Here is a 23165-nt window from a genome sequence, read left to right on the forward strand (position 1 = left end):
TCGCCATCATCGGCATGGCCGGCGAGTTCCCCGGCGGCGCCGACACCGAGGCGTACTGGCAGGCGCTGCTGCGGGGCGACGACTCGGTCCGGGTCATCCCCGGCGACCGCTGGGACTGGCGCGACGCCCACTCCTTCGCGCCGGACGAGCCGGGCACCTCGTACGGCCGGCACGGCGGATTCCTCGACCACGCCCTGGACTTCGACCCCGTCTTCTTCAACATCGCACCCCTGGAGGCGCGGTACATGGACCCGCAGGAGCGCCGCTTCCTGCAGTCCGTCTACCACGCCCTGGAGGACTCGGGGCACTTCGCCCGGCCGACCGGCGACGTAGGCGTCTTCGTCGCCGCCATGTTCGGCCACTACCAGGACCTCACCGCCCCCGACCGGGTCATCGGCAGCTCCTTCGCCGCCCTGGCCAACCGCGTCTCGTACGCCTTCGACCTGCACGGCCCGAGCATCGCCCTGGACACGATGTGCTCCGGCGGGCTCACCGCCCTGCACCTGGCCGTCCGCAGCATCCGCGACGGGGACTGCGCGACGGCCGTGGCCGGCGGCGTGAACCTCATGACGCACCCGGGCAAGTACCGGCTGCTGTCCGAGGGCAAGTTCCTCAGCCCCACCGGTCACTGCCAGGCCTTCGGCGTGGACGCGGACGGCTACGTCCCCGGCGAGGGCACCGCCGCCGTGGTCCTCAAGCGGCTGTCCGACGCCGTGCGGGACGGCGACCGCGTGCACGCCGTCGTCCGGGCGACGGCGGTGAACTCCGGCGGCAGGACGGCCGGCTTCACCGTGCCGTCCGAACGCGCCCAGCACCGCGTGATCGCCTCGGCGCTGGCCCGCGCGGAGATCGAACCGTCCGCGGTGACCTACGTCGAGGCGCACGGCACGGGCACCCGGCTCGGCGACCCGATCGAGGTGCGCGCGCTGCGGCAGGCCTACGGCGGACCCGAGCAGGGTCGCGCCCACCTGGGCTCCGCGAAGAGCAACATCGGTCACCTGGAGTCAGCCGCGGCGCTGGCCGGACTCGTCAAGGTCGTCAAACAGCTCGCCCACCGGACCCTGGCGCCCACCCTCCACTGCGCCCTGGAGAACCCCGACCTGCACCTCGACGACTCGCGCTTCGCCCTCGTCAAGGAGCCGCTGCCCTGGGCCAGGGGCAGCGCACCCACCCGCTTCGCCGGACTGAGCGCGTTCGGCGCCGGCGGCTCCAACGGCCACGCGATCATCCAGGAGTACGTCGCACCGCGCCCGGACACCCCCGCGTTCCCGCGCTACTTCGTCCCGCTCTCCGGACGGGACGAGGCCGCCGTGCGGCGCCGTGCCGACGACCTCGTCGCGGCGCTCGACGACGCCCCCGACACCGCGTCGTACCTGTACGGGCTGAGCTACACCCTGTGCTGCGCCCGCCAGCACCACCGGGTCAGGCGCGGCTACTGGGCGTCGAGCACCCGGGAGCTGGCCGACCGGCTGCGCGACGGCGGCCGGGGCCCGGCCGACGGCGCGGGTGACCGGTGGGGCCGTGGCGGCCGCAGCCGGCCGACGGCCTCGCCGACTCGCCGGTGCCGTGCGTCCTCGTCCTCACCGACCCCGGCCGCGAGCACCGGCTGCCCGACCCACCCCCGGGCACCCGGCTGGTCCAGGTGCCGCCCGGGGACGAGCTCCGGCACCTCACCGGCGAGCCGGGCCAGGACCACCTGTACTGGCTTGACCTGCGGCGCGAGGTGACGGTGGCCGCCGAACTGGCCTTCGCCAAGGCCCTCCAGGGCTGCAGGACCCCGTCGACGATCCTCGGCGTGACCCACGAGGACGACCCGGCCGAGGTGCGGGCGCGGGCCGGGTTCCTGCACGGACTCGCGGAGGAGAACCCGCACATCCGCACCGTGCAGCTGCGCCGCACCGGCCCCGGCGACGCGCTCGCCGACGGCTGGCGGCCGCTCCTCGACGAACTGCGCGCCGCCCGCCGGCCGCTCACCGAGGTCCGCCGGTCCGGCGGGATACGGCAGACCCGCGAACTGACGGAACTCGGCCGTGCCACCGGCACCCGGCTGCGCACCCGGGGGACGTACCTGCTGACCGGCGGCCTGGGCAAGGTCGGCCGGGCCGTCGCCGAACTCCTCACCGAGCGGTACGACGCCACGGTCATCGCCGTCGGCCGGTCCGCACCCGACGACGCGCAGCGGCAGTGGATCGCCGCCAGGCCCGGACTCCACTACGAGCAGGCGGACATCGTCTCGATGGCCGCGACCCGGGAACTCGTCGAGACGATCCGCGAGCGCTTCGGCGGCCTCCACGGCGTCATCCACTCCGCGGGCGTCGTCAGGGACTCCCTCGTACAGAACAAGTCGGCACAGGACGCGGAGGCGGTGCTCGCCCCGAAGACACGCGGCACGCTGAACCTGGACCGGTGCACCGCCGGACTGCGCCTGGACTTCTTCTGCGTCTTCTCCTCGATCTCCAGTGTCATGGGGAACACCGGGCAGAGCGACTACATCGCCGCCAACCGCTACCTCGACGAGTTCGCCGCCGAGCGCGCCCGGCGCGTGGCCGACGGCGAGCGCAGCGGTCTGAGCCTGTCGGTCAACTGGCCGCTGTGGCTGGACGCCGAGGACGAGCGGCGCGAGCAGTACCAGTCGCTCGCCGCGTTCCTGCGCGGCCAGTTCGGCATGGAGCCGCTCTCCTCGCGGCGCGGCGCCGAGCTCTTCGCGGACCTGGTCGACGGCGTCCCGGACGACTGCCACCAGGTCGTGCCGTGCGTCGGCGACGCGGAGCTGCTGCGGCAGCGGCTGCTGCCCGCCACGGCACCGGCCGCCCCGATCGCCCCGGCAGCCCCGGCCGCCGCGCGCCCCCCGGCCGACGGCTCCCGCGCGACGCTGGAGGACATCGGCGCGCGGCTCACGGAGCTGGTGCGCGCCCGGACCGGACTGCGGCCGGAGGACATCCCCGTCGACCGCACCTGGGGCGATCTCGGCTACGACTCGGTGATGCTCCAGAGCCTGGCCCGGGACCTGGGCCCGCAGTTCGGCGTGGAGACCCCGCCCAACGCGCTCTTCAAGTACAGCACCATCAGCACGCTGGCTGCCTACCTGAGGGACCAGGGCGCACCGGCCCAGGAACAGGCCCCGAACCCGGCCGCGGAACAGGCCCCGGAACAGGCCGAGCCCCAGACCCGGACCCAGGCCCGGGAGCGGCCGCCGGAGCCGCAGGACACCGGGAGCGGCAAGTACGCCGTCATCGGGATGAGCGGCATCATGCCCGGCGGCGAGGACCTCGCGGACTTCTGGCGGCTGCTGGTCGAGAACGGCAGCGCGATCCGCCCGGTCGACCGGTGGAAGGACCGCGACCAGCCGTACTTCGCGGGCACCATCGACGCCTACGACGCGTTCGACCACTCCTTCTTCGGGGTGTCCGCCCGCGAGGCGATGCTCATGGACCCGCAGCACCGGATCTTCCTGCAGAGCGCCTACAACGCCCTGCTCGACGCCGGCTACGCACCCGGCTCCCTGCGCGAGGTCGGCGTCTTCGCCGGCGTGCAGTTCAGCGAGTACCAGACGGCGCTGCAGCACAGCGACGACTGGGCCCACCCGTACACGGTCACGGGCAACGCGCACGCCATGCTCGCCAACCGCGTCTCCCACCTGCTCGACTTCACCGGCCCCAGCCAGACCGTCGACACGGCCTGCTCCAGCGGCCTGGTGGCGCTGAACCGGGGCGTGCTCTCGCTCGCCGCGGGGGAGTGCGACGTGGCCCTGGTGGGTGCCGTCAGCGTGCTCGTCGACCCGGCCGCCACCGACGCGGCGAGCCGACTCGGCGTCCTCTCCCCGGACTTCCGCTGCGCCACCTTCGACAAGGACGCCAATGGATACGTCCGGGCCGAGGGCGTGGGCTGCGTGGTGGTCAAACGGCTCGACGACGCCCGGCGGGACGGCGACGCCGTGCTCGCGGTCGTCGAGGCGGCGGCCGAGAACCACGACGGCCGCTCCAACTCGCTGACCGCCCCCAACCCCGAGGCGCAGGTCGCCCTCCTGAAGCGGGTCTACACGCCCGAACTGGCCGACCGCGTCTCCCACATCGAGGCGCACGGCACCGGCACCCACCTCGGCGACCCGATCGAGATCGGCGCGCTGCGGACCGCGTTCGAGGGACTCGCGCCGCACCGCGAGCAGGGCAGCATCACGCTCGGCGCGGTGAAGACGAACGTGGGCCACCTGGAGCCCGCCGCCGGCATGGCCGGGCTGCTCAAGCTGCTGCTGTGCCTGCGCCACCGGCGGCTGCCGGCGAACGTCAACTTCAAGGAGCGCAACCCGCTGGTGGAGCTGGCCGGTTCGCCGTTCCGGCTGCTGCTGGAGAACGAGGCGTGGGAGCGCGGCACCCCGCTGGTCGCGGGCGTCAGCTCCTTCGGGTTCGGCGGGTCCAACGCGCACGTGGTCCTCTCCGAGGCACCCGCCGCGCCGCCGGCCCGCACGGTGTCCCGGCCGCACTGGATCGTCCCGCTCAGCGCCCGCTCCGCCGCCTCGCTCGCCCGGATGCGGGACGGCCTCCTGGCGTGGCTGGACGGTCCGGAGGGCAGGGGAGCGGACCTCGCGGACATCGCCCACACCCTGGCGGCGGGCCGCGACCACTTCGAGTACCGGACGGCCTGGGTCGTGGCCGACACCGCCGAGCTGCGGCAGCGGCTGGCGCAGGCGCGCCCGGCGGACGTGGCCAAGTGCCGTCCCCAGCGCCTGACCACCCACCGGGTGACGCTGCCCGACGCGGCGGACCCCGGTCACCGCGCGGCACTGGAGGACCTGCGGGACCGCTATGCGGCGGGCGAGGAGTTCGCATGGCAATCGATGTTCGACGACGGCCGGTTCGGCCGGCTGCACCTGCCGGGCTACGCGTTCGAGCAGAACCGGTTCTGGTTCGAGTGACCGGCACCAGCAACGGAATCGGGAGTGGGCATGGACGAGCTGCTTGAGGACGACACCCCGGTCGTCGTCGGCATGGCCTGCCGGTTCGCCGGCAGCGACGGCCTGACGGAGTACTGGGAGCGGCTGCGGGACGGCCGCAGCGCCGTGGGCACCACCCGGCGCTGGGCGGGGCAGGAACCCGACCACGGCGCGGGCTTCGTCGGTGGATTCCTCGACGGGCACCAGGACTTCGACGCGCGGTTCTTCCGCGTCTCGCCGAACGAGGCACAGTGCATGGACCCGCAGCAGCGGATCCTGCTGCAGTCGGTGCAGCACGCCGTCGACGACAGCTATCTGACGCCCGCGGACCTGCGCGACCTGGACTGCGGCGTGTTCGTCGCCGGACTGCCCGGCGACTACCGCTCACTGGTGGCGCAGCGCAGCGACGTCGTCTACGGCACCCACAGCTTCCTGGGCAACGCGCCCTCGACGCTGTCGGGCCGCATCTCCTACTTCTACGACATCACCGGCCCCTCGATCACGCTGGACAGCGCGTGCTCGTCGTCGCTGGCGGCGCTGCACGAGGCGGTGCTCAACGTCCGGGCCGGGCAGTGCCGCGCCGCGGTCGTCGGCGCCGTGTCGGTCTTCAGCACCCCGGAGGTGCTGCGGTTCGCCCAGCGCTCCCGGATGAGCTCCCCCGAGGGCACGTCGCTGCCCTTCACCGACGCCGCCGACGGCTTCGTCCCGGCCGAGGGCGCCGCGGCGCTCGTGGTCATGCGGCACGACGAGGCGCGGGCCAGGGGACTGCGGATCTACGGCGCGGTCCAGGCGACCGGCACCAACCACAACGGCACCACCAACGGCCTGATGGCGCCGAGTTCGCAGCCGCAGGCCCGGCTGATCTCCGGGCTCTACGAGCGCGCGGGCATCGACGTGTCACAGATCGCCTACCTGGAGACGCACGGCACCGGCACACCGCTGGGCGACCCCATCGAGCTGGAGGGACTGCGCTCCGCGTTCCGTGCGGCGGGCGGCGACGGCTGTCACCTCGGCGCCGTGAAGCCGCTCATCGGGCACACGCTGGTGGCCTCGGGGCTGGCCAGTGTCATCAAGGCGCTGCTCGCCTTCCACCACGACACGATCCCGCCGGTGGCCGCCGCCGACGACGAGACCGTCTCCTACCTCGACGTGGCACCGTTCCAGATCAACCGGGAACCGCTGCCGTGGCCGCAGGACAAACCGCTCTGCGCCATCAGCGCGTTCGGCTTCACCGGCTCCAACGGGCACGTGGTCCTGCGCAAGCTGCCCGCCGCCCCCGCCGACGCGGACGCCGTGCACCGCCGCCAGGGGCGGTCGCTGCCCTTCTGCCTGTCGGCCGCGTCGCGCGACAGCCTCGCCGCCCTGGCGGCAGCCACCGCGGACCTGGTCGCCGAGCTGCCCGAGCACCTGCTCCGGGACCTGTCCCAACTGCTGCTGCGCCGCCCGCGCCTGCCGCACGAGCTGGTGGTCGTGGCCTGTTCCCGCGACGAACTGCGCGCCGCCCTGGCCGCGCAGGACCGGCCCGCGGAGCACGGCAGGACCCCCCGGTCCGCGGACATCGACCGGCTCGACGACACCTTGCGCGACCTGGTCGTCCTGTGGCGCACGCACGACACGACCGCGGCCCTCGGCCGCCGCCTCGACGCACCGGCCGACCTGGCCCCGCTCGCGCTGCCCGCCTACCCCTTCGAGAAGAAGCGCCACTGGGTCCTGGAAGAACCCGTGGCACCCCTCGTCCCCGAACCAGCACCCGAAAGGGGCCCGGACCCCGTGAACGACGCACTCGACGAACTCGACGGACCCGACGGACCCGACGAGCTCGACGGCCTCGTGCGCGAGCTGTGCGACCGGCTCTCGGCCCTGCTGGGCTTCGAGGACGGGTCGGACGAGGTCGTGCCCGGCACCAGGATCGTCACGCTCGGCCTGGACTCGCTCTCGGCGATCCAGCTCCTGAGCCCGTACCAGAAGGCCGGCAGCGCCATCAAGGCGCACGACCTCTTCCGCCACGAGACGGTGGCCGACCTCGCCGCCGCCATCGGCGGCCGCCCGGCCGGCCCGACGCCGGACCGGGCCCCGGCCCACCTGGCCCACCCGGCCGACCGGGCCCGCCAGGCGACCCCGCTGATCCAGTGGTCCCAGTACGGCGACACCGGGCGACCCACACTGCTGCTCCCGCCGCTCAACTGCGACGAGCGGGCGTGGACCCAGCAGATCCCGGCGCTGCTGCGCGCGGGACGCAAGATCTACGTCCCCGAGTACCCGGGACACAAGGGCACGTCCTTCGACGAGGAGCGGTTCTCCTTCGAGGCGCTCGCCGACGAGGTCGCCGAGTTCCTCCTGGACACCGTCGGCGGCCCGGCCGACCTGGTCGGCTGGTCCCTGGGCGGCTGCATCTCCACGCTGACCGCCCTGAACCACCCGGAGCGGGTCGCCTCCCTGACCCTCGTCAGCTGCGCGCCCCGCTACGGCGAGGACGCCTTCGAGCGCACCCTGGACCTGCGCGAGGAACTGCGTCTGCACGGCGGCCTGTTGGAGGCGGTGTTCGGCGCGGGCGACAACCTCGCCGAGAAGTTCAGCACGAACGCCTCCATGGACATCCTGCGCTCCTACTACACGTCCCTGACCGCCTTCGACGTCGTCGACCGGCTGCCCGGCCTCGGCACCGACTGCCTGGTGGTCCGCGGGCTCGGCGACTGCGTCCTCGACGAGGCGGCGGTCGCCCAGTACGCCCGGGTGCCCGGCGTGCGGCTGCGCGAGTTCGCGGACCACGGGCACTACGTGCCGCTCACCGCGGCCCGGGACTTCAACAGGACGCTGACGGAGTTCTGGGCGGAGCGGGACTGACCCGCACCGCCGCACGACACCACTCACCCCTCTCACCCCTCTCACCACTTACGAAAAGGATCGGTTGCGGGACATGCTCGTACACGCGGACAAGGCGTCGGTCGTCCTCTTCGACATGCAGCTGGAGCTCGTTCCGCTGCTGATCGACGGCACCCAGTTGCTGCACAACACCTGCTGGATGGCGGAGGTGGCGCGGGAGTTCGACCTCCCGGTGCTGCTCACCGAGCACAAGAAGCTGGGCGGGCTCTCCCTGTCGCTGCACGAGGCGGCCGAGGGCGCGACCCGGCTGGAGAAGGAGCACTTCGACCTGCTGCGCGAGGAGCCCATCGCGCAGTACGTGGCGGCCTCCGACCGGGACCAGTACGTGCTGGCCGGTGCGGAGACCCACGTCGTCGTCCTCCAGTCGGCGCTGAGCCTGCTGGAGCAGGGCAAGACGGTGTTCGTGCTGGCGGACACCGTCTCCGCCCGCAACCAGGCGGACCACGAGCTGGGCCTCGACCGGCTGCGCCGGCACGGGGTCCACCTGATCACGCGGGAGATGTTCTTCTTCGAACTGATCCGCAACTCCGAGGACGCGCGCTACCTCGACCTGGCGAAGAAGTACCTGGACGGCCGCTACATCCGCTAGGACCGCTCGGCCCCGGGCCCTCGCCCTGGTCCGGTCAGTCTTCCCTCGGACAGTTCCAGGAGCCGGTCACGGTGGCGTTCGCGCAGGGCCCGGTCGTGGGTGACGGTCACGACCGGCCCCGTGAAGCGGTCCACCGCGTCCAGCAACTGCTCGACCAGCACCAGGCTCAGGTGGTTGGTGGGTTCGTCGAGCAGCAGCAGGTGCGGCCGCGCGGCGAAGAGCAGGGCGAGGTCGAGGCGCCGCCACTGGCCGATGGACAGCCGGTTCGCGGGCGTGTCGAAGTCGTCGGCGCCGAACAGCCCGAACCGGGTCAACTCGGCGGCGGCGTCCTCGACATGGGCCGCGCGGCGCGCGGCGAACGCGTCGAGGAGACCGCGCCGCTCCGCCCCGAAGTCGCTGTCCTGCGGCAGGTATCCGATACGCAGCCCCGGCGCCCGCCACACCTGGCCGGCGTCCGGCGCCCGCTCGCCCACCAGGACCGAGAGCAGCGTCGACTTGCCCGCCCCGTTCGGACCGCTGATGACGAACCGGCTGCCCGCCGCCAGTTCCAGGTCCGCCGCCCGCAGCACCTCGCCGACGCTCACTCCGGTGGCCCGCAGGAGTACGCCGTCGGCCGGCTCCTGGACCCCGTCCGCCGTCTTCCCGGCCTCCGCGGCCTCCGCGTCCTGCGGGGGAGCGAAGTCGAGGGGCTCCGGCGGCCGCGGCACGGCCTCGCCGAGCAGCCGCTGCAGATGCAGTTGGGCGGCGCGCCCCGTGCGGGCGACGGCCCGTTCGGCGCCGCTGCCCGCCGCGTCGTAGGACAGCTTGTCGTTGTCGGCCCGGCCGCTGTAGACCCGCCCGCTGGTGGCGGCCCGCTGCACCCGCCGCCGCGCCTCCGCCAGCTCCTTGCTCCACTCGCGGTACCGCTGCCACCAGCGCTCCCGGGCGGCGGCGCGCTCGGCGAGGTAGTCGCGGTAGCCGCCGCCGTAGCGGACGGTGGAGCCGCGGGGGCCGTCCAGGTCGACGATGGCGGTGACCGCCGTGTCCAGCAGCGCCCGGTCGTGCGAGGCGATCAGACACGGGCCCCGGTAGGCGCCGAGCCACTGGACGAGCCAGTCCACCGCCCGGTCGTCGAGGTGGTTCGTCGGCTCGTCGAGCAGCAGCCCGGCCGGTTCGTCGAGCACCAGCGCGGCCAGCGCGAGACGGGACCGTTCGCCGCCCGACAGGGTCCGCACGCCGCGTCCCCGGTCGATCCCGGCGAGCCCGAACACGTCGAGGACCTCGCCGATCCGGGCGCCGAGCTCCCAGCCGCCGCGCCGGTCGAACTCCTCCTGGAGCCGCCCGTACTCGTCGAGGACCGCGGCGAGATCGCCCTCGTCGGACGCCATCCGCTCCTCGGCGGCCCGCATCCGCGCGGACATCTCGGCGAACTGCGCGGTCGCCCGGGCCAGCACGTCGTCGATGGTGAAGTCGGCCGGGAAGTCCGGCTGTTGGGGCAGGAATCCCACGTGTCCCGTCACCGCCCGCACCACCTCGCCGCGCTGCGGGGCGAGGTCGCCGGCGATGGCCCGCAGCAGCGTGGACTTGCCGCGCCCGTTCTCGCCGATGAGGCCCACCCGCTCGCCGTGCGAGACCTTGAGCGACACGTCGTGCAGCACCACGCGGTCGCCCAGGACGACGTGCAGGTTCTCGGCGAGCAGATGCGCCGAGCGGTGGTCGGCGGACAGGACGTCCTGCCCGCCGGGCAGGTCGGAGGAGGCGTCACTCATCGTCGGGAGCCCCCGCTTCCTGCAGCCGGCCGTCGGACATCCGCAGCCAGCGGTTCACCCCGATCTCCTTGATGAACCGCTCGTCGTGACTGACCACGACGAACGCGCCCTCGTACGAGTTGAGGGCCCCTTCCAACTGCTCGACGCTGTCCAGGTCGAGGTTGTTGGTCGGCTCGTCGAGCAGCAGCAGCTGCGGCGCGGGCTCGGCGCCCAGGACGCAGGCCAGGGTGGCGCGCAGCCGCTCGCCGCCGGACAGGGACCCCACCGGCAGGTGCGCCGCGGCCCCGCGGAAGAGGAAGCGGGCCAGCAGGGTCATCCGCTCCGCCTCCGGCTTGTGCGGCGCGTAGTCGGCCATGCACTGCGCGACGGTGCGGTCCAGCGGCAGGGTGTCGAGACGCTGGGACAGATAGGCGATGCGGCCGTCCGCCCGCTTGAACTCGCCGCTGCGCGCCGCCAGTTCACCGCTGATCACCCGCAGCAGCGTGGACTTGCCCGCGCCGTTGGGGCCGGTCAGCGCGATCCGCTCCGGACCTCGGATGGTCAGGGCCACCCCGTCGCCCGCGAACAGGTCCCGCTCGCCGTAGCGGACGTTGATGTTCTCGCCGAGGAAGACGGTCCGGCCCGCCGGGACGTTGGTGTCGGGCAGCTCCAGCGAGATCCTGCGGTCGTCCCGCAGCATCCGGCTCGCCTCGTCCAGCCGCGTCCTGGCGTCGGCGAGACGCTGGCCGTGCGTGTCGTTGGACTTGGCCGCCGACTCCTGGGCGCGTCGCTTGAGGGTGCCGGCGGCCATCTTGGAGATGCTGCCCTTCGCGGCGGCGCGGGCGCCGACCCCGGCCCGGCGCGCGGCCCGCTCACGGGCCTGCTGCATCTCCCGCTTCTCCCGCTTGACCTGCTGCTCGGCGGTGCGGATGTTCTTCTCGGCGGTCTCCTGCTCGCCGCGCACGGCCTCCTCGTAGTCGCTGTAGTTGCCGCCGTACCACCGCATGTCGCCCGCGTCGAGTTCGGCGATGCCGTCCATCCGGTCGAGCAGCGCCCGGTCGTGACTGACCACCAGCAGACAGCCGGTCCAGCTCTCCAGCACCTGGTAGAGCCGGCGGCGGGCGTCCAGGTCGAGGTTGTTGGTCGGTTCGTCGAGCAGCAGCACGTCGGGCTGTCTGATCAGCTGGTTCGCCAGGCCGAGCGAGACGACCTGGCCGCCGCTGAGGGCGTGCAGCCGCTGGGTCAGCGGGACGCCGTCGAGGCCGAGGCGGTCGAGCTGGGCCCGGCTGCGCTCCTCGATGTCCCAGTCGTCGCCGACCGTGGCGAAGTGTTCCTCGGCCACGTCGCCGGACTCGATGGCGTTCAGGGCCTCGATGACCGGCGCGATGCCGAGCACCTCGGCCACGGTCAGGTCACCGGTCAGCGGCAGGTTCTGGGGGAGGTGGCCGAGCAGGCCCTTGACGGTCACGGAGCCGCGGTTCGGGCTCAGTTCGCCCGTGATCAGGCGCAGCAGGGTGGACTTGCCCGCACCGTTCGGTGCGACCAGGCCGGTGTGGCCCTCGCCCACGGTCCAGGACAGGTCGTGGAACACGGGAGTGCCGTCGGGCCAGGAGAAGGAAAGGTTCGAGCAGACGATTCCGGCATCGGACATAGACGCATGCCTCGCAGATGATGCGGGCGCACCGAAGCGCACCCATGGGGTGTGTGGTCAGAGCACGTGCGACATCCCGGTCTCACACGGAGATGTCGTCGTCACCCGCGATCACCACGGCTACCTCTCCCTCGCTCTCACACCATCTGCTGATCACCGTAGCAGAAGGAGAAGGCGCCGCCGGTGGAATCGGGTCATCGGCCAACTGCCCTGGAGAGAAAGCATGTTCATACGCGTGCGCCGCAAGACACATTCTTGAGCGCAACACAAGCCCTGAACATTGCAGACTCTTCACGTGCATCGTTAGTGTCGCCCTCGCTTCATTCGAAAAAACACCGTTCTGTGAAAAGGAGCGTCGCATGCGAATCGCCGACAAGGAACTCCGCACCGAGAAGACGGCATGGCACCGTCCCGATTTCGTTTCCTTCGACACCGGCATGGAAGTCACCGCCTACTTCAGCCGCGACTGACCCTCCGCCGCAGAAAGGACGCAGGCATGGCGATGTCCGTGACGCACGAGGTGGACGCGCCCTGGAGCGAGGCCGAATTCCGGCAGGAGCTGCAGGCGCTGGAGTCCTCGTACTGGGACCGGCACCCCTTCCACCGTCGGATGCACGACGGTCTGCTGGGCCAGGACGAGCTGCGGCTGTGGGCGGCCAACCGCTGGTACTACCAGCGCTGCCTGCCCCAGAAGGACGCCGCGATCGTGGCCAACTGCCCGCTGCCCGAGGTGCGGCGGCAGTGGCTGTCCAGGATCGTCTACCACGACGGGACGGACGCCGCGTCGGGCGGCGCGGAGAAGTGGCTGCGACTGGGCGAAGCGGTCGGGCTCCGGAAGGACGACGTGCTCGACGAGCACCTCGTCCTTCCGGGCACCCGCTTCGCCGTGGACGCCTACGTGGACTTCGCGCGCCGCCGCCCCTGGCTGGAGGCCGCCGCGTCCGGGCTCACCGAACTGTTCTCCCCCGGCCTGCTCGCCCACCGCCTCGGCCGGCTGCGGGAGCACTACCCGTGGATCGCGGAGGAGGGCTTCGAGTACTTCACCGCCCGCATCGAGGTGGTCGGACCCGAGGGCCGCTCCCTGCTCGACCTGGTGGTCCGGCACGCCGTCACCAGGGCACAGCAGGAGGCCTGCGTTCGTGCCCTGGCCTTCAAGTGCCAGGTCCTGACCGCCGTCCTGGACTCGCTCGACTACCACACGGGAAACGGAGCACCGCGGACATGACCGGCCTGCCCGAGCCCACCGTGCCGCGCCTGCGGCCCGGAGTCCGGCTCACCAGCGACCCCGCCCGCGGCGAGCTGGCCCTGCTGCCCGAACGCGTCGTGGTCCTCAACGACACCGCGGCCGCGGTGCTCGCCCACTGCGACGGCACCGCCTCCGTCACCCGCATCGTCGAGCGCCTCGGCCAGGACTACGACGGCGTGCGCACCGAGGACGTCTGCGAGCTGCTGCTGCGCCTCGCGGAGCGCCGGGTGGTGGACCTGGATGGCTGAGCCGGCCGTCGCCGCGCCGCTGGGCATGCTGATCGAGCTGACCCACCGCTGCCCCCTGCACTGCCCGTACTGCTCCAACCCCCTGGAACTCGCCGCCCGCTCCGCCGAGCTGAGCCGCGAGCAGTGGCTGGACATCCTCACCCAGGCCCGTGAACTCGGCGTCGTGCAGATGCACTTCTCCGGCGGCGAACCCCTGGCCCGCCCCGACCTGCCCGACCTGGTCGGCCACGCCCGGCAGCTCGGCGCCTACGTCAACCTGGTCACCAGCGGCGTCGGCCTGACCGCCGAGCGGGCGCGGGACCTCGCGGAGCGCGGCGTCGACCACGTCCAGCTCTCCCTCCAGGACGCCGACCCGGAGTCCGGCGACCGGATCGCCGGGGCCCGGGTGCACGCCGCCAAGCTGAAGGCCGCCGAGGCCGTCACCGCCGCCGGCCTCCCGCTCACCGTCAACGTCGTGCTGCACCGCGGGAACATCGACCGGGTCGAGCGGATCGTGGACCTCGCCGTCTCCCTGGGCGCCGACCGGATCGAGCTCGCCAACACCCAGTACTACGGCTGGGGGCTGCGCAACCGCGCCGCGCTGATGCCCACCGCCGGCCAGCTCGCCGCGGCGCGCGACGCGGTGCGGCGCGTCCGCGAGCGGCACGCGGGCGGCCCCGATCTGGTCTACGTGGCGGCCGACTACTACGACGACCGGCCCAAGCCGTGCATGGACGGCTGGGGCAGCACCCAGTTGACCGTCACCCCCACCGGCGACGTGCTGCCGTGCCCCGCCGCGTACGCCATCACCACCCTGCCGACGGAGAACGTGCTGCGCAGCCCGCTCGCGGAGATCTGGTACGCCTCGCGGGCGTTCAACGCCTACCGCGGCACCGGCTGGATGCGCGACCCGTGCCGCACCTGCCCGGAGCGGCACACCGACCACGGCGGCTGCCGCTGCCAGGCCTTCCAGCTCACCGGCGACGCCGCGGCCACCGACCCGGCCTGCGGTCTTTCCCCGCACCGGAACCTGGTCGACGCGGCGCTCGCGGAGGTCACCGACGGGCCCGCACCGGCGTTCGTGCCGCGCGTTCCGGTGGCGCCGTGAAGGTGGTTCTGCTCGGCACCGCGGCCGGCGGCGGCTTCCCGCAGTGGAACTGCGCCTGCGCGCTGTGCGTCCGCGCCCACCGCGGCGAACTGCCCGCACGCTCCCAGGAGTCCGTCGCCGTCAGCGGCGACGGACGGGACTGGTGGCTGCTCAACGCCTCGCCCGACATCCGCACCCAGCTCATCGCCGCGCCCGCCCTGACGCCGGGACCCGGCCCGCGCGACACTCCCGTGCGCGGCGTCCTGCTCACCGACGCCGAGGTCGACCACGCGCTGGGGCTGGCCGTGCTGCGCGGCGGCGCGGACCTCACGGTGCACGCCGCGCCGCCGGTCCGCGACGCGCTCACCACCGGCCTGCCGCTGCGCGGTCTGCTGGACCGCTACACGCCCTGGGAGTGGCGGGACAGCACCGTCGCCGGCGGCTTCGCCCTGTCCGGCGGCCTCACCGTCACCGCGCACCCGGTCAGCGCCAAGGCCCCCAAGTACGTGGGCGATCCGGACCCCGGCGTCCCCTGGGTGGTGGCCTACCGCATCGAGGACCCGGCGACCGGCGGCGTGCTCCTGTACGCGCCGTGCCTGGCCGTCTGGCCCGACGGCTTCGAGGACCTGCTGGCCTCGGCGTCCTGCGCCCTGCTGGACGGCACCTTCTTCAGCGCCGACGAGCTGGGCAGCGCGGTGCGCGCCGCGGACGCCGGGCAGCCGCTGATGGGGCACCTGCCCGTGGACGGCCCCGGCGGCAGCCTCACCCGCCTCGCGCGCCTCGCCCGCCCTTGCGGACCGCGCCGGATCTACACCCACCTCAACAACACCAATCCGCTGCTCGACCCCGAGTCCGCCGCCACGGAAACGATGCGCGGGGCCGGTGCGGAAGTGCTGCCGGACGGCGCCGAACTCATTGTCTGAGCCGGGGACTTCTTGGTTTCTCCGAGCACTCCTCAAGCGTTCATCAAGCATTCCTTCCGTGTTCCTCCAGCAATTCTGACTCGTATGTCGATGGCCTGTGTTACCCGTGGCGGGCGAAGCTGTGTACCGTTCAGAACCCGGCCAGGCGGCCAGTGAGCCGAAATGCGGGGGAGATGAGTGAGTTCCATGCCCGATTCCCATGCACTTCTTTTCGAGGCGGCGCGCGAGGATTCCGACGCGCCTGCCACGACGACGGCGGCGGCCATGGCCGGAACTCTCGGCGAGGACGTCGAATCCGTCCCGATCGCGTCGCTCGTGCCCGGCTACTCGCCCCGCCTCCAGGGGGAGGACGCCGCGCACGTCGCCCGGCTCGCGGAGCTCGACGAACCGCTGCCGCCGATCCTCGTGGAGCGGTCCACGCTGCGGGTGATCGACGGCATGCACCGCGTCATGGCCGCCTGCGCGCAGGGCCGTACGACCATCGAGGCGCGGTTCTTCGACGGCGCGGCCGAAGAGGCGTTCCTGCTCGCCGTCCGGTCCAACACGGCGCACGGCCTGCCCCTCTCCCGGGAGGACCGCAGGGCCGCGGCGGAGCGCATCCTCGCCCAGTGGCCGCACCTGTCGGACCGGGCCGTGGCGCGCACCGCCGGCATCGGCGCCAAGACCGTGGCCGCCCTGCGGTCCGCGTCGGACGGCGCGACGCCCCACCCGCGGGCCCGCCGGGGCAGGGACGGCCGGGTCCGGCCGCTGGACGGTTCCGAAGGCCGCTGGAAGGCCGCCGAACTGCTGGCGGAGCGGCCTCGGGCCTCGCTGCGCGAGGTGGCCAGGGAGGCCGGCATCTCACCGGCGACGGTCAGCGACGTCCGCAAACGACTCGTCGTGGGCCGGTCGCCCGTACCGGAACCGCGCACCACCGACGACGCCCACGACGCTCACCGCACCCACGACGCCCCTCGGGAAGCCCCGGCCGTCGTCCACCCGATCCAGCCGGTCCACCCGGCTCAGCCGGTCCAGCCGGTCCGTTCGGCCGATGTCTCGCCCATGGACAAGCTCCTGCGCGACCCGTCCCTGCGGCACAAGGAGAGCGGCCGTCAGCTGCTCCGCCTGTTGCAGCGCAACGCCCTGGAGCCGCGGGAACTGCTGCTGATGGCCGAGGTCGTGCCCGCGCACTGCACGGACCTCGTGGCCGACCTGGCGAGGAAGTACGCGGGCATGTGGGCGCAGTTCGCGCGCGAGGTCGGCGACTCCGGCTGACCCCGCCCGGCGGGTGTTCAACTGCCGTGGCCGCGCAGTTGAACACCGCCGCACCACGGCCGCCCGCGGCCGCACACCCCCCAAGGAAAGGTACGAACGCCCCATGCGCAGAGGCATATCCGCGCTGCTGACCGTGTCCCTCGCCGTGCTCGCCCCGGCCCTCGCCCCGGCGCCCGTCGCCAACGGCGCCACCGCCACCGACACGTTCATCGGCACCTGGGCGGCCCCGCCCACCACCGTGCCCGCCACAGACACCACGGTCTACGAGGACCAGACGCTGCGGCAGAAGGTCCACCTGTCCGTCGCCGGACACAGCGTCCGGGTGCGGTTCACCAACGAGTTCGGTACGACGCCGCTGACGATCGGCGAGGCGCACGCCGCGCTCCCGGCGGCGGGCGGCCCCGCGACCGCCGTCGACACCGGCACCGACCGCGCACTGCGCTTCGACGGCAGCACGTCGACGACCCTCGAACCCGGCACTCAGCGCTGGAGCGACCCGGTCCCGCTGCCCACGACGGCCGGCGGCGACCTCGTCATCAGCCTCTACCTGCCCGAGCGCACCCCCGGCGGCACCGTGCACTCGGCGGCGTACCAGAGCAACTACGTCGCGGCCGGCGACGTCACCGGCAAGCCCGACCTGACGCCGACCTCGACCGTCACGTCCTGGCACTTCCTGTCCGGCGTCGCCGTCGACGGAGCCGCCGGGACGGCGGACGCGGCGCTCGTCACCCTCGGCGACTCCATCACCGACGGCGAGCACACCACGGTCGACGCCAACCACCGCTGGCCCGACCTGCTCGCCGAACGGCTGCGCGGGGACCGGCAGTTGGCCGGCACCGGCGTCGTCAACGCGGGCATCGGCGGCAACCGGCTGCTGCGCGACCCGAACCCGGTCCCGGGCACGCCGGCCGAGTCCTTCGCCGCGTACTTCGGCGAGAGCGGGCTCAAGCGGTTCGACCGGGACGTGCTGAAGCAGCCGGGCGCCCGCAGCGTCACCGTGCTCCTCGGCGTCAACGACCTCGGCTCACCGGGCCTCGTCGCCCCCACGACCGAGGAGGTGACCGCGGCCGAAGTCATCGAGGGATACCGGCAGTTGATCCAGCGGGCCCACCAGCACGGCCTGCGGATGCTCGGCGCGACGATGCTGCCCTTCGAGGGCGACGTCCTCGGCTACTACACCCCGCAGCGGGAGGCGGTCCGGCAGGCCGTCAACGACTGGATCCGCACGAGCGGCGCGTTCGACGGAGTCGTCGACTTCGACACGGCCGTCCGCGACCCCGACCGGCCCGGCCGGCTGCTCCCCGCGTACAACGGCGGAGACGGTCTGCACCCCAATGACGCGGGGATGGCCGCGATGGCCCGGGCGTTCCCCCTGCAACTCCTGCGCTGAGCGGAATTCCACACGGCGCGACGTCACAACTCGCCGCCACATCGAGTCAGTTCGGTATCCGCTCTGTCTTTTCCCTCCCCAAGTTCCCGGCCCCTCAACTAACCTGACGTGCCATCACGCACCGGTCACCTACCGGAAAACGAACGGCGCAGCCTCGGGGGGACCGTGCCTGACGACCTCGGATTCGAGAAGCTCCTCCAGGAGGACGGCCTGGTCGCCGGTCTGCTGGGAAAGTCCCGCAAAGGGCGCAATCGTCCGCTGCTCTACGGGCCCGACCTGCCCGTCGTCGTCCTCACCGGCGGGCCGGGAATGGGCAAGGGGCGACTGCTCGGCTGTATCCGGAGCATTTTCGGGGCGTACGTACCGGTGGCCTGGATCGACTGCGGGGCGGCCGTATTCCGGCGGCGGGCCGAGGAACACCCCGGCACCCGCTCCGAATGCACCGAGGCGCTGCGCGAAATCGGGCTGCAATTCCAGAAGTGGGACGGCGACGGCGGCGGAATCAAGACCCCGCGCCTGTACGCGGGGCTCGCCGCGATCGCCGCCAGCGACGGGCAGGACTCCACCGGCGACCTTGTGAGCGAGGTGCGGCGCCACGACGCCCTCGTACCGAAGGGATCGTTCTGGCGCGGCGTGTTCCACCGGGCCCGCGCGGGCTATCTCAACGCGCTGCTGGGGCTCGTCGCCAACCCCCTCACCGCACCGGTCGTCGTCGCCGTCGTCGACGAACTCCTCGCCCGGCTCTCCCACGAGGGCACCGCGGCGCTGCGCGGCTGCTACGGCGCCTACCCAGGAGCCGCGGGCATGCCACGGCTCGGACTGCACACTCTGGCCAACGACTTCCAGCAGGGCGGCGCCGCCCGCCGCACGGCGGAAGGCTTCCTCTTCCGGGCGCTGCGCGAGGACGTCGAGGCCGCGTACGGCGGATTCGGCGGCCTCGCCCACGCGGGGCGGCCCGCGCTGCTCCTCGACCGGGCCGACACCGCCCTCGGGCGCAACCTGGTCAGACCGGTGCTCACGGACCGCGAGCACGGCCACCACGACCGGCTCGTCGTCGTCGCCACCGCCCGGCACGAGGGCGGCGGCCGGCTCCTCGGCCGGGAACGCGCCGTCGGTGAGGACCGGCCCACCGCCTGGGCGCCCTCCGACGGGCCCCCGCCGGACTGGCGGCGCCCGCCCGCGCCCGACCCCGACCTGGCGCCCCCGGCCCGCGGCGTCGTGCTCGTCCGGATGCCCGTCCTCACCCGCGAACAGCAGCAGGAGGCGACGACCCGACTGCGCGTCCAGCCCTCCGGCACCACGGCCGGCGCCGGTTCCGGCGACCCGACGACGTCCTGGCAGCTCGTCGACTTCGGCATCCACCGGCTCAGCGGCGGCCGCCCGCTGTTCGTGACCCGGCTCGGCGAGGCCACCGCAAGCTACCGGCCGCCGGCCGGGCGCGGCACCCCCGCCCTCCTCGACGGCACCGTACGGACCGGCGACGACGAGCCGCCGCAGCCCGTCGGCGACGTCCTCCTCGACGAACTGGTGCTGCGCCAGCTGCCCGAGGAACTGCCGGCGCTCCACCACGACCAGTGGCTCGACCTCCTCAGCCACCTGTCCGTCGCCCACGACGTCGACTGCGCCCAGGCCCTGATGCTGCGCGTCCAGGCGGGCCGGGCCGCCCAGCTGAGCGCGTACCGGATCGCCGAACTGCTCCAGGACAGCGGCTGGCCCCACTGCCCCCGGCACTTCATCGGCGACCTCGGCCTGCGCACCCTGCTCCGCCAGCGCCTCTACCGGATGCGGCCCGACGGCGCGGCCTGGGCCCGCAACCACGAACAGCTCCGGCACCACTACCACCTGCTGCTCCGCGACCAGCACCCCGACCCGGTGTTCGGTTCCGCGGGCGCCCACCGCCTCAACCACCAACTCGCCCACCAGGGCGCGGAGCCCGTCGTCGCCCGGCTGACCAGCACCTTCGCCACCACCGACCCGAGGCTGTGGTGCGCCGACGTCCTCTCCATCGCCCAGGCCCCGCTGCTCGGCCGGGACGACGACCGGCGGGCCAGGGCGCTCGGCGAGGTGCAGACGGAGGGCGGCCTGCTGCACTGGCGGGTCGACCGCCTGCTGCACGCCCTGTGGCTGTGCGAGGACCGGACCCGGCCGATCGACGAAGCCGTCGCGGACGCCCTCAAGGACGTCCTCGACGACCTGTGCACCGAGGCGCCGCGCGCGGCCGCCGTGCTCACCGACACCGCACGGAGATGGGGCGAATTGATCGAGAACCGGCAGCCGCTCAAGCCGTGCGCATGCACCCGGCACATCGGCAGGAAGGCACAGCGGACATGAACGTGCGGAACGTGCCGGACTGGCTGTACCGGAAGCTGTGGGCCACCCGCCTGAAGAAGGCCCTGACGGCCCTGGTCGCCGTGGTCGTCGTCGTGGGCGTCGTGTCGGTGGTCGGGTACCGCGTGACCCGGCCCGACGAACCCGACCACTGCGCGACCGGCGTCGACCGGATCGACGGCGAGTGCATCGGCGTCAGCGCCTCCGCCTACGACTTCGGCACCCCGGAGATCAGCAAGGTCACCGCGGCCATCGCCCGGGAGAACCGCCGGATCGAGAGCAAGCCGCACGTCACCCTGGCCATGGTGCTGCCCCTTGAACCCGAACTGGCCGCCGAACGCGGCGAACTGCGCAGCGAGTTGCAGGGCGCCTACCTCGCGCAGTACCGCGTCAACCGCCTGCAGCGGACCCCGCTGGTCCGGCTCGTCCTCGCCAACCCGGGCAAGGACTACAAGAAGTACGACACCGTCGTCGACACGCTGGGCACGATGGCCGCCTCGCGCGACGACAACCTCCGCGCCGTCACCGGATTCAACCTCAGCCTCAAGGAGTCCAAGGCGGCCATCGGCCGCCTCACCAACGACCTGCACATCCCGGTCGTCATCAGCCGGGCCAGCGCCGACGACATCGCCAACCCGGAGAAGGGCGAGGCCCGCTACAAGGGACTCGCCCGCATCATCCCCACCAACCAGGCCCAGGCCGACGCGCTCGCCTGCCGCGCCGGGACACCCGACAAGGACACCGTCCTGGTCAAGGACACCCGGCCCGACATCTACGTCTCGTCGCTCGCCAAGGCGTTCAGCTGCCGCGAGAAGGGCGAACCAGGCCCCAAGGACCAGGAGTTCGAGTCGCCCGGCATCAACCGACTGGGCAACACGGGCAACGACTTCGCCTTCATCGGCAACAACATCTGCCAGTCGAGCGCCCGGACCGTCTACTTCGCCGGGCGCCCCGTCCACCTGCGCCTGTTCGCCCTGAAGCTGGCCGAGGCGGGCTGCCGCGACAAGAAGTACACGATCATCAGCGGCTCCGGCTCGGCGACCCTGGAGCGCTACATGAGCGAGGAGGACTGGCAGGTGCTCCGCGGCGGCGGGAAGGAACCCGCCGTCACCGTGCAGTACGCGGCGCCCGGACACCCCGAGGCGTGGGAGCGGGAGATCGCCCGGTGGCGCGACGCCCGCAAGAAGGCGGCCGGCAAGGCGCCCACAGACGCGCAGCTCCCCGCATATCTGACCGAACCCCGCGACCAGTTGCGGAAGCTGACCGACCTCGTCACCTCCGGGCGGGCCGGTGACATCGGTCCGGTGGAGCTGGACGACTCGCGCACCATGCTCGTCCACGACGGCGTGTACACCGCGGCCCAGGCCGTGTTCCTCGCCAACACCCAGACCGGCGACAGGATCCCGGCGCGGGAGCGGGTCGCCGCCCAGTGGACCCGCCTGGAGTCCGCCTACCGGGTGGCCGGCACCAGCGGCTGGATCTGCCTCACCAACGGCGGCAACCCCTACGACAAGCCGGTCGCCATCGTCGAACTCGATCCGCGCACCCGGAAGTTGGCGTTCGTTCGGCTCGGCTGGCCGGAGGGCCGGCCGCAGCCGGACAACTGCGTGGTGCCGAGCGGGACGGACTGAGGCAGGGCCCGCGGATCAGCCGGTGCCGTCGGCCATGCAGGCCGTGAGCGTGGTGCCGTCGGCGGGGTCGATCAGCAGGAACGACCCCGTACGCCGGGAGTCCGCGTACAGGTCGAGCGCGAGCGGCTCGGCCGTGCGGACCAGCACCCGGCCGATGTCGTTCGCCGCCAGCTGCCCGGGGTCCGGGCACTGGGAGAGGTCGTCGAGGGCGAGCCGGGAGGGGATCGCGTCGACGACCGCCTGGACCGTGCGGGTGGTGTGCTTGAGCAGCACCCGCTGACCGACGGCGAGCGGACGGTCCGCGACGTGGCAGACCACGGCGCTCACCTTCCGGGTGACCGTGGGCGCCGCGTCGGGCGGGGCGATCAGATCGCCGCGCGAGATGTCGATGTCGTCCCGGAGCCGCACCGTCACCGACTGCGGCGCCCACGCGGTCCCGACGGCCTCGCCGAGCAGGTCGATCGCCTCGACGGTGCTCGCGCGGCCCGTGGGCAGCACGGTCACCGGGTCGCCGACGCGCACGACGCCGGAGGTGATCTGCCCGGCGTAGCCGCGGTAGTCACGGTGCTCGGCGACCTGCGGGCGGATGACGTACTGCACCGGGATCCGGGCGGGCCCGTCGTCCGGGCGGTCGCCGACGGAGACGGTCTCCAGGTGCTCCAGGAGGGTGGGCCCCGCGTACCAGTCCATGGTCCGGGAGGGCTCCACCACGTTGTCGCCGGCGAGCGCGGAGACCGGGATGGCGGTGATCTCCCCGACGCCCGGTCCCAACTCGCGTGCGTACGCGGCGAATTCCTCCGCGATGGCGTCGAAGACGGGCCGCGCGAAGTCGACCAGGTCCATCTTGTTGACGGCGAGCACGAGGTGCGGGACGCGCAGCAGAGCGGCGATCGCGGCGTGCCGGCGGGTCTGTTCCACGATGCCGTGGCGGGCGTCGACCAGGATCACCGTCAGCTCGGCGGTGGAGGCGCCCGTCACCATGTTGCGGGTGTACTGGACGTGGCCGGGGGTGTCCGCGAGGACGAACCGGCGGCGGGGCGTGGCGAAGTAGCGGTAGGCGACGTCGATGGTGATGCCCTGCTCGCGTTCGGCCCGCAGCCCGTCGGTGAGCAGCGCGAGGTCGGGGGCGTCCTGGCCGCGGCCGCGCGAGACGTGCTCGACGGCCTCCAACTGGTCGGCGAGGACCGACTTGGAGTCGTGCAGCAGCCGTCCGACCAGCGTGGACTTGCCGTCGTCCACGGACCCGGCGGTCGCGAAGCGCAGCGTGTCGACTTCAATGGCATCAGTGGCAACAGACAT

At 72.9% G+C, this 23165-nt stretch carries 16 protein-coding genes; 13 read left to right on the plus strand and 3 right to left on the minus strand.

Annotated features, from left to right (window positions below; all coding sequences use genetic code 11):
- The 4 genes from M4J07_RS05810 to M4J07_RS05825 form a co-directional block, all read left to right on the plus strand.
- Nucleotides 1-1727, plus strand: a 1727-nt coding sequence (locus M4J07_RS05810) for a beta-ketoacyl synthase N-terminal-like domain-containing protein (RefSeq protein WP_255967936.1), incomplete at its 5' end; no start/stop codon positions are given.
- Between the two features lie 155 nt (nt 1728-1882).
- Nucleotides 1883-4912 (plus strand): SDR family NAD(P)-dependent oxidoreductase, encoded by a 3030-nt coding sequence (locus M4J07_RS05815; protein ID WP_255968067.1) that lies wholly within the window; start codon nt 1883-1885, stop codon nt 4910-4912.
- Between the two features lie 30 nt (nt 4913-4942).
- Complete coding sequence (locus M4J07_RS05820; RefSeq protein WP_255967938.1) at nt 4943-7774, plus strand: alpha/beta fold hydrolase; 2832 nt, start codon at nt 4943-4945, stop codon at nt 7772-7774.
- A gap of 73 nt (nt 7775-7847) precedes the next feature.
- Nucleotides 7848-8402, plus strand: a complete 555-nt coding sequence (locus M4J07_RS05825; RefSeq protein WP_255967940.1) for a hydrolase — start codon at nt 7848-7850, stop codon at nt 8400-8402.
- On the opposite strand, the gene M4J07_RS05830 is transcribed toward M4J07_RS05825, so the two are convergent.
- Nucleotides 8399-10150 (minus strand): ABC-F family ATP-binding cassette domain-containing protein, encoded by a 1752-nt coding sequence (locus M4J07_RS05830; RefSeq protein WP_255967942.1) that lies wholly within the window; start codon nt 10148-10150, stop codon nt 8399-8401. The two genes, M4J07_RS05825 and M4J07_RS05830, sit on opposite strands and share 4 nt — an antisense overlap.
- Nucleotides 10143-11780 carry a ribosomal protection-like ABC-F family protein gene (gene abc-f / locus M4J07_RS05835; protein ID WP_255967944.1) on the minus strand — a complete coding sequence of 546 codons (1638 nt, stop codon included), beginning with the start codon at nt 11778-11780 and terminating at the stop codon, nt 10143-10145. The genes M4J07_RS05830 and abc-f overlap by 8 nt, the downstream gene beginning before the upstream one ends.
- A gap of 359 nt (nt 11781-12139) precedes the next feature.
- Here abc-f and pqqA point away from each other — a divergent pair, with 359 nt between their 5' ends.
- The 9 genes from pqqA (at nt 12140) to M4J07_RS05880 (ending at nt 21866) form a co-directional block, all read left to right on the plus strand.
- A complete protein-coding gene (gene pqqA, locus M4J07_RS05840; protein ID WP_255967946.1) occupies nt 12140-12250 on the plus strand; it encodes a pyrroloquinoline quinone precursor peptide PqqA in 111 nt (36 codons plus the stop codon).
- A 26-nt stretch (nt 12251-12276) separates the two neighbouring features.
- Nucleotides 12277-13005, plus strand: coding sequence for a pyrroloquinoline-quinone synthase PqqC (gene pqqC / locus M4J07_RS05845; RefSeq protein ID WP_255967948.1), 729 nt, complete (start codon nt 12277-12279; stop codon nt 13003-13005).
- The gene (gene pqqD / locus M4J07_RS05850; RefSeq protein ID WP_255967950.1) at nt 13002-13274 is read left to right on the plus strand and encodes a pyrroloquinoline quinone biosynthesis peptide chaperone PqqD; all 273 of its coding nucleotides are present in this window, start codon (nt 13002-13004) and stop codon (nt 13272-13274) included. The genes pqqC and pqqD overlap by 4 nt, the downstream gene beginning before the upstream one ends.
- Entirely contained in the window at nt 13267-14361 is a 1095-nt protein-coding gene (pqqE, locus tag M4J07_RS05855) for a pyrroloquinoline quinone biosynthesis protein PqqE (RefSeq protein ID WP_255967952.1), read from the plus strand. Before pqqD ends, pqqE begins: the two co-directional genes overlap by 8 nt.
- Nucleotides 14358-15263: a pyrroloquinoline quinone biosynthesis protein PqqB gene (gene pqqB / locus M4J07_RS05860; RefSeq protein WP_255967954.1), complete on the plus strand. Its 906-nt coding sequence runs from the start codon at nt 14358-14360 to the stop codon at nt 15261-15263. The genes pqqE and pqqB overlap by 4 nt, the downstream gene beginning before the upstream one ends.
- A gap of 186 nt (nt 15264-15449) precedes the next feature.
- On the plus strand, nt 15450-16517 hold the full coding sequence (locus M4J07_RS05865) for a ParB/RepB/Spo0J family partition protein (protein WP_255967956.1): 1068 nt from the start codon (nt 15450-15452) through the stop codon (nt 16515-16517).
- A 103-nt stretch (nt 16518-16620) separates the two neighbouring features.
- The gene (locus M4J07_RS05870) at nt 16621-17907 is read left to right on the plus strand and encodes an SGNH/GDSL hydrolase family protein (protein ID WP_255967959.1); all 1287 of its coding nucleotides are present in this window, start codon (nt 16621-16623) and stop codon (nt 17905-17907) included.
- Between the two features lie 165 nt (nt 17908-18072).
- Nucleotides 18073-20238, plus strand: a complete 2166-nt coding sequence (locus M4J07_RS05875; RefSeq protein ID WP_255967961.1) for a hypothetical protein — start codon at nt 18073-18075, stop codon at nt 20236-20238.
- On the plus strand, nt 20235-21866 hold the full coding sequence (locus M4J07_RS05880; protein WP_255967963.1) for an amino acid ABC transporter substrate-binding protein: 1632 nt from the start codon (nt 20235-20237) through the stop codon (nt 21864-21866). Before M4J07_RS05875 ends, M4J07_RS05880 begins: the two co-directional genes overlap by 4 nt.
- Nucleotides 21867-21881: 15 nt before the next feature.
- On the opposite strand, the gene M4J07_RS05885 is transcribed toward M4J07_RS05880, so the two are convergent.
- Nucleotides 21882-23165, minus strand: a complete 1284-nt coding sequence (locus M4J07_RS05885; RefSeq protein ID WP_255967965.1) for a sulfate adenylyltransferase subunit 1 — start codon at nt 23163-23165, stop codon at nt 21882-21884.

The organism is Streptomyces longispororuber, from assembly GCF_024448165.1.
In the GTDB taxonomy this organism is placed as follows: Bacteria; Actinomycetota; Actinomycetes; order Streptomycetales; family Streptomycetaceae; genus Streptomyces; species Streptomyces longispororuber_A.

Bases quoted from the DNA above. Each gene is read 5' to 3' on its own strand.
- M4J07_RS05820 (WP_255967938.1), top strand. From the start codon at position 4,943: ATGGACGAGCTGCTTGAGGACGACACCCCGGTCGTCGTCGGCATGGCC.
- M4J07_RS05825 (WP_255967940.1), top strand. From the start codon at position 7,848: ATGCTCGTACACGCGGACAAGGCGTCGGTCGTCCTCTTCGACATGCAG.
- M4J07_RS05830 (WP_255967942.1), bottom strand. From the start codon at position 10,150: ATGAGTGACGCCTCCTCCGACCTGCCCGGCGGGCAGGACGTCCTGTCC.
- abc-f (WP_255967944.1), bottom strand. From the start codon at position 11,780: ATGTCCGATGCCGGAATCGTCTGCTCGAACCTTTCCTTCTCCTGGCCC.
- pqqA (WP_255967946.1), top strand. From the start codon at position 12,140: ATGCGAATCGCCGACAAGGAACTCCGCACCGAGAAGACGGCATGGCAC.
- pqqC (WP_255967948.1), top strand. From the start codon at position 12,277: ATGGCGATGTCCGTGACGCACGAGGTGGACGCGCCCTGGAGCGAGGCC.
- pqqD (WP_255967950.1), top strand. From the start codon at position 13,002: ATGACCGGCCTGCCCGAGCCCACCGTGCCGCGCCTGCGGCCCGGAGTC.
- pqqE (WP_255967952.1), top strand. From the start codon at position 13,267: ATGGCTGAGCCGGCCGTCGCCGCGCCGCTGGGCATGCTGATCGAGCTG.
- M4J07_RS05865 (WP_255967956.1), top strand. From the start codon at position 15,450: ATGCCCGATTCCCATGCACTTCTTTTCGAGGCGGCGCGCGAGGATTCC.
- M4J07_RS05870 (WP_255967959.1), top strand. From the start codon at position 16,621: ATGCGCAGAGGCATATCCGCGCTGCTGACCGTGTCCCTCGCCGTGCTC.
- M4J07_RS05880 (WP_255967963.1), top strand. From the start codon at position 20,235: ATGAACGTGCGGAACGTGCCGGACTGGCTGTACCGGAAGCTGTGGGCC.
- M4J07_RS05885 (WP_255967965.1), bottom strand. From the start codon at position 23,165: ATGTCTGTTGCCACTGATGCCATTGAAGTCGACACGCTGCGCTTCGCG.